Annotated in this window: 7 protein-coding genes; 6 read left to right on the top strand and 1 reads right to left on the bottom strand. The window is 62.2% G+C overall.

The genetic code is table 11. From position 1 onward, the window contains the following. Positions 1–355 precede the first annotated feature (355 nt). Both MR825_RS10440 and MR825_RS10435 read left to right on the top strand, forming a co-directional pair. Positions 356–934 carry a spore maturation protein A gene (locus MR825_RS10440; RefSeq protein ID WP_287880643.1) on the top strand — a complete coding sequence of 193 codons (579 nt, stop codon included), beginning with the start codon at positions 356–358 and terminating at the stop codon, positions 932–934. Positions 935–936: 2 nt separating this feature from the next. Beyond that, positions 937–1,458 (top strand): spore maturation protein, encoded by a 522-nt coding sequence (locus MR825_RS10435; protein WP_186908106.1) that lies wholly within the window; start codon positions 937–939, stop codon positions 1,456–1,458. A 59-nt stretch (positions 1,459–1,517) separates the two neighbouring features. Here MR825_RS10435 and MR825_RS10430 read toward each other — a convergent pair whose 3' ends face one another. Continuing rightward, positions 1,518–2,630, bottom strand: coding sequence for an AI-2E family transporter (locus MR825_RS10430; RefSeq protein WP_256176228.1), 1,113 nt, complete (start codon positions 2,628–2,630; stop codon positions 1,518–1,520). 217 nt (positions 2,631–2,847) lie between these two features. Between MR825_RS10430 and nifS the strand changes: the two genes are divergently transcribed. The 4 genes from nifS (at position 2,848) to MR825_RS10410 (ending at position 6,430) form a co-directional block, all read left to right on the top strand. Beyond that, positions 2,848–4,035: a cysteine desulfurase NifS gene (gene nifS / locus MR825_RS10425; RefSeq protein ID WP_186908108.1), complete on the top strand. Its 1,188-nt coding sequence runs from the start codon at positions 2,848–2,850 to the stop codon at positions 4,033–4,035. Between the two features lie 27 nt (positions 4,036–4,062). Then, positions 4,063–4,503, top strand: a complete 441-nt coding sequence (gene nifU / locus MR825_RS10420; RefSeq protein ID WP_186908109.1) for a Fe-S cluster assembly scaffold protein NifU — start codon at positions 4,063–4,065, stop codon at positions 4,501–4,503. A 171-nt stretch (positions 4,504–4,674) separates the two neighbouring features. Further along, positions 4,675–5,682 (top strand): methionine ABC transporter ATP-binding protein, encoded by a 1,008-nt coding sequence (locus tag MR825_RS10415; RefSeq protein WP_256176229.1) that lies wholly within the window; start codon positions 4,675–4,677, stop codon positions 5,680–5,682. After that, positions 5,675–6,430, top strand: coding sequence for a methionine ABC transporter permease (locus MR825_RS10410; protein ID WP_186908111.1), 756 nt, complete (start codon positions 5,675–5,677; stop codon positions 6,428–6,430). Before MR825_RS10415 ends, MR825_RS10410 begins: the two co-directional genes overlap by 8 nt. Positions 6,431–6,719: the final 289 nt, after the last annotated feature.

Below are 6,719 nucleotides of genomic sequence, written 5' to 3'. Positions count from 1 at the left end.
CCTCCTTGCGGCTTCCTCTCAGGCGGGAACTTGTCCTTGATCCTATTCCATTGTTTTTCGCTTATTTCATGTCTCTTCATGCTCCCATTCTATTACATCGTCGTTTTTCACACAATGGCTAGGTTTTAAAACAGACTCTAGCTTCCCGTCAAGAAGAAGCTGATATATTTCATTATAACACATGGTATTTCAATGTCAATTCAAATTTGGAAAAATTTTGACTATATATGTATGTTTCTATCTAAAAATGGAAAATAAGGAGGCGCGCTCTGCAAAAGGGCAAAGTTGGAAAAACAGGAATGGAACCGTGGGACGGGCCATATAGATAGGGGGAGGGAAAAGGAGGCGCGTGGCGATGGCGATGGCGGTGATCTGGACGGGGATGGTGGTAGCGGCCGTTCTGTGCGGCCTGGCCACGGGAAACGGACCGGCCGTTGCGGCGGCGGCAATGGAAGGCGCGGCGGCCGCCGTGGAGCTGTGCCTGTCCATGGCCGGTATCCTCTGCCTGTGGATGGGCGTTATGGAGGTGATGCGCCGCTCCGGCCTGTCCGACGGCCTGTCCCGGCTGCTGCGGCCCGTCCTGCGGCGGCTCTACCCGGAATTTGCGCGGGATCGGGACGTCATGGACAGTATCTCGGCCAATGTTTCCGCCAACCTGCTGGGGTTGGGCAACGCCGCTACGCCGCTGGGGATCCAGGCCGCCCGGCAGATGAGCCGGAAGACGCCGGGGGTGGCCTCCGATCCGTTATGCATGCTGGTGGTGTGCAACACCGCCTCCATCCAGCTCATCCCCACCACCGTGGCCAGCGTCCGCCTGGCTGCCGGAAGTGCCGCGCCGTTTGACATCCTGCCCGCCGTCTGGCTGGCCTCGGCCATCTCAGTGTGCGTGGGCATCCTGGCGGCGAAGGTGTTTGCAAGGCTGTGGAGGAAGTAGGGATGGAACTGTTTTTTACCATGCTGGTGCCCCTGATCATCGCCGCCGTGGCCCTGTATGGAATGGCGCGGCGGGTGGACGTGTACGACGCGGTCGTCCAGGGGGCCGGCGAGGGCCTGGGAGTGCTCATCAAGATCGTGCCGCCGCTGGTGGGGCTGCTGACGGCGGTGTATATGCTGCGCGCATCCGGCGCGCTGGAGCTGGCGGCCCAGGCCCTTGCGCCGGTGCTCACCCGGCTGGGCATCCCGCCGGAGACGGTGGCGCTGATGCTGGTGCGGCCGGTCAGCGGCAGCGCGGCGCTGGGCGTCGGAGCGGAGCTGATCTCCACCTATGGGCCGGACTCGCAGATCGGGCGCACGGCGGCGGTGATGCTGGGCTCCACGGAGACTACGTTTTATACCATCGCGGTCTATTTCGGCGCGGCGGGGATCGTAAAGACCCGTTATGCCGTCCCTGCCGCCCTTTGCGCCGACCTGGCAGGCTTCATGGCCGCCGCCTGGGCCGTGCGTGTGATCTTCCATTAAAAACGGCGCTTCGGTCAGGGACCGAGGCGCCGTCAGGCTGTTTGGATGTGCAGGGCAGATCAGGAGGCCCGGTCCAGGCGCCGGTGTACATCCCGCCGGAGCAGGGTATAGAGGACCGACGCAATGGGGACGCTGAGCAGGACGCCTACCAGACCCATCAGCCCGCCGCCGACTGTGACGGCGGCCAGTACCCAAATGCCCGGCAGGCCGATGGAGGTGCCCACCACCTTGGGATAGATCACATTGCCTTCGATCTGCTGGAGGATCACCAGGAAGATCAGGAAGGTGACCGCCTTGAGCGGGGAGACCATCAACAGCAGCAGAGCGGAAAGAATCGCCCCGATGTAGGCCCCGGCCACGGGGATGAGCGCGGAGGAGCCGATGATGACCCCGATGAGAGGGGCATAGTCCGGCTGAATGAAGAGCATGCCGATGGAGCACAATCCGCCCAGAATGCAGGCCTCGATAAGCTGGCCGGTGACGAAGTGGGTGAAGGTATCCCCTGTGAGGTGTACCACGTCCAGGATTGGGTCGGCAAATTTTGGAGGGACGTAGGCCCGGAGCAGCCGGCGGCACTGGGAGAGCAGGCGTTCTTTGCCGGAGAGCATGTAGATCGAGAACACCAGAGCCAGCACTCCGGTGACTACCATGGACACCAGTCCGCTGGTAAACTCCAGCAGGTGGGGGCCCAGGTCGGAGAGGAAGGCCAGCACCTGGTCGAACAGGTTCTGGAGGGGGGCCTTCAGACTGGACAGGTCCAGGGTGTCCAGCTTGAGGTAGGCCAAAAGCTCGTTGGTCCAGGTTTGCAGATTGTTGAGGTACCCGCTCAAGCTGCCCACGAAGATCTGGATGCTCTGTGCCAGCTTGGGCACCACGAAAGAGAAGATGGCGCTGATGACGATCACCAGCACCAGATAGGAGGTGACCACCGCCAGGGGGCGCGCCCATCCGGACGCCCGGGTCCTGCCGAGGCCGCGGCCATACAGGCGGCAGAAAAAGTGACAGGGCCGGTTGAGCACAAAAGCAATGCCAAAGCCGATGAAAAGAGGCTTGAACAGTCCCAGCAGGCGCCAGAGGCCGCCGCTCACCACGTCCAGACGGGCCAGCGCCATGACCAGCACCACCGCATAGGTGATGATCAGCAGAATGCTTTTGAAGAGCTTTCTATCCATGGCTCCTCCTTAATATAATTCTTGAAACGCCTGAGCACACTATAGCATCGGCAGGCCGGTGCCGTCAATCGAAGGAACGGATTTTTAAGGAAAGATTAATGGTTGGCGGCAATTTCTAAAATTTGCTTGACAAAACGCGATAAGACTCGTATAATCATAGTAAACATATAGGAATTATGTACTTTAAGCAAGACGATCCAGGAAAGGAGACATCGCCATGTCGCGAATTGTTTATGCCGACCATGCGGCCACCACGGCCCTGTCCGATACGGCCCTGAAGGCCATGCTCCCTTATTTTAACCAGAGCTATGGAAACCCCTCCAGTCTCTATTCGTTTGCCCAGCAGGCCAAATCCGACCTGGAGGCGGCCCGGGCCCAGGTGGCCGCCTGCCTGAACGCCCAACCGGAGGAGATTTATTTCACCTCCTGCGGCAGCGAGTCCGACAACTGGGCGCTGCGGGGCGTGGCTGAGCAGAAGAAGGACAAGGGGAGGCACATCATTACCTCCGCCATCGAGCACCACGCGATCCTCCATACCGCCCGGTATCTGGAGAAGCAGGGCTTTGAGGTCACCTATCTGCCGGTGGACGGCCAGGGACGGGTGGACCCCGCCGCCGTGAAGGCGGCCCTCCGCCCGGATACGATCCTCATCTCCATTATGACCGCCAACAACGAGATCGGCACCATCGAGCCAATCGCGGAGATCGGGGCGATCGCCCGGGAAGCGGGCGTACTCTTCCACACCGATGCGGTACAGGCTGTGGGCCATATCCCGGTGGATGTTCAGGCATGGAAGGTGGATCTGCTGTCTCTGTCCGGGCACAAGTTCCGGGGCCCCCGGGGGATGGGGGCGCTCTATGTCCGCAAGGGGGTGCGCCTGCCGCCGCTGATGTTCGGCGGCGGTCAGGAGAAAGGCCGCCGGGCGGGCACCGAGAATGTGGCCGGGGCTGTGGGCCTGGCCGCCGCGCTGCGGGAGGCGACGGATGGTCTGGCCGCCGAGTCCGCCCGTCTGTCCGCCCTGCGGGATAAGCTCGCCGCCGGACTGGGGCGTATCCCCTATTCCCGCCTGACGGGCGATCCGGTCAACCGTCTGCCGGGAACCGCGTCCTTCGTCTTCGAGGGCGTGGAGGGCGAGGCCCTGCTGCTGCTGCTGGACGCCCGAGGGATCTGCGCCTCTTCCGGCTCCGCCTGTTCCTCGGCCTCCCTGGACCCGTCCCACGTGCTGCTGGCCATCGGCCTGCCCCATGCGATCGCCCACGGCTCCCTGCGCCTTACTTTGGGAGCGGAGAACACCGAGGAGGACGTAGCGTATCTGCTGCAGGAAGTGCCCCGGGTGGTCCAGTATCTGCGGGAGATGTCCCCTGTGTGGGACAAAGCGGCGGGGAAGCCCACCTGGGAACTGTAATGCCGTAATATTGAAAGGAGATATTCCATGCTGTATTCTGATAAGGTCATGGACCATTTTGAGCATCCAAGGAATGTGGGTGAGATTGCGGATGCCGACGGGGTGGGCCAGGTCGGCAACCCCAAGTGCGGCGATATTATGAAAATGTACCTCAAGATCGACGATAAGGGCGTGATCACCGACGTAAAGTTCAAGACCTTCGGCTGCGGCTCCGCCATCGCCACCTCCTCCATGGCCACGGAGATGATCCGCGGAAAGACCATCGACGAGGCCATGGGACTGACCAACGCCGCCGTGGCGGAGGCGCTGGACGGGCTGCCCGGCTATAAGATGCACTGTTCCGTTCTGGCGGAGGAGGCCATCAAGGCCGCCTTGGCCGACTATTACCGCCGGCAGGGGAATGCGGTACCCGAGGAGCTGAAGCTCCCCTGCGACGGCGACGAGCACAGCTGCTGCGCCTGCCGCTGAGAAACGGCGCACCGTCCCAAGCCCCGGAACCCGGCTGGTTCCGGGGCTTTTTGGCTTGACAGGGGGGCGTGGTTGGCATAGAATAGCCTATACGTGATACGGAAATATCCCCGCTTTTGGAGAAAACGGGGCGTTGGAACGGAATTTTGTCGTTAAGAGGAGTACGGGTCCGTGATTGAACTGAAGCATGTGTCAAAGACCTTCCCCACGGCGGACGGAACGTTTACCGCCTTGGAGGACATCAACCTGACCATTTCGGACGGAGACATTTTCGGCGTGGTGGGTATGTCCGGCGCGGGCAAGTCCACGCTGGTGCGGTGCATCAACCTGCTGGAACGGCCCAGCGCCGGGCAGGTGATCATCGACGGGGCGGATATGACCGCCCTCAGCGCCGGACAGCTGCGGCAGAAGCGCCGCTGTATCAGCATGATCTTCCAGCAGTTTAATCTGCTGATGCAGCGCACCTGCCTGAAAAATATCTGCTTCCCCCTGGAGATCGCCGGAGCCGGCACGGCCCAGGCCAAACGCAGGGCCCTGGAGCTGCTGGAGATCGTGGGGCTGCCCGACAAGGCCGATGCCTATCCGGCCCAGCTCTCCGGCGGCCAGAAGCAGCGCATCGCCATCGCCCGGGCCCTGGCCTCCGATCCCAAGGTGCTTTTGTGCGACGAGGCCACCAGCGCGCTGGACCCCACCACCACCCGCTCCATCCTGCGGCTGATCCAGGACATCAACAAGCGCCTGGGCATCACCGTCATCGTTATCACCCATGAGATGACGGTTGTGGAGGAGATCTGCACCCATGTGGCGATTCTGGATCACGGCCATATGGTGGAGACCGGAACGGTAGAGGAGGTCTTCGCAAACCCCAAGACCGAGGCGGGGCGCAGGCTGGTCTACCCGGAGGGGGTGCAGGTCACCCGTCAGCTGCCGGGCAGCCACATCGTGCGGCTGGTCTTCAACGGCGGCACGGCCTATCAGCCCCTCATCGCCTGCCTTGCCATCGACTGCGGCGTCAAGGCCAATATCCTGGGGGCGGAGACCCGCAATGTGGATGGCCGGGCCTATGGGTATATCCTGCTGGGCCTGCCCGACGACGCGGACGAGGCCGGACGCGCCATGGCCTACCTCAGCGCCCAACGGGACGTGACGGTGGAGGAGGTGGAAAACTACCATGCCTGAGTTGCTGAACAATCCGGAGATCCTGCGGCTGCTGGAGCTGTCCAAGAACGGCCTGCTCTTCGCCGTCTGGGAGACGCTTTATGTCACCGTGGTCGCCACGCTGTTCGCCTATGTCATCGGCCTGCCCCTGGGCGTGCTGGCGGTGGCGGGAGAGGAGGGCGGCGTGCTGCCCCTGCCCCGGCCCGTCATGGCCGTGATCAACTTTGTCATCAATATCCTGCGCTCGGTACCCTTCCTGATCCTGATGGTCATCGTTATCCCGCTGTCCCGGCTCATCATCGGTACCAGTATTGGGACCGTGGCCACCATCATCCCCCTGATCGTGGCGGCGTTTCCCTTCGTGGCCCGGCTGGTGGAGGCATCCATCCGCGAGGTGGACAAGGGCGTCATCGAAGCGGCCCAGTCCATGGGCTGCTCTCCCTTCCAGATCATCTGGAAGGTCATGCTGCCGGAATCCCGTCCTTCTCTGATTTCCGGCTTCACCACCGCCTTTATCACCATCCTCAGCTACGGCGCCATGGCGGGCGCCATCGGCGGCGGCGGTTTGGGCTCCATGGCGCTGAACCTGGGCTATCAGCGCCAGATGAAGATCATCCTCTGGGTGTCTGTGGTGGTGCTGGTTATCCTGGTGCAGATTTTCCAGTCCGCCGGGACCCGCGCGGCCGTGCGCCTGGACCGCCGCGTGGGCGACAAGGCCCGGAGGAAGGCCGCCCGGAAACGCAAAGCGGAAAAGGCCGGTCTCCAGTAAAAATCGGCGGGGCGGGCAGAAAGCGGATTCTGTCCGCCCCTGTTTTTGTGAAAAATGCCCGGTTGACAGATGGGCTTTGTCAGGTTAAACTAAGTGCAACCCGGAGACAATGGAATATCGCCGACAAAGGCAATGAAAAGAAGAGTACGCGCGCAGATACGTCGCAGAGAGCCCGGACAGGTGGGAACGGGCACGGAAGGGCGCGGGGAACATGGTCTTGGAGCCGCGCACCGAGTGCATGACGCATTAGGCTGCGACGGGGGCGCCCGTCATAGCGCAGGCGTATCGG

Source organism: Lawsonibacter sp. (assembly GCF_022777125.1).
GTDB lineage: Bacteria > Bacillota > Clostridia > Oscillospirales > Oscillospiraceae > Lawsonibacter_A > Lawsonibacter_A hominis.
Note: the sequence above shows the minus strand (reverse complement) of the source record. Positions and strands in the feature narration are given on the sequence as shown.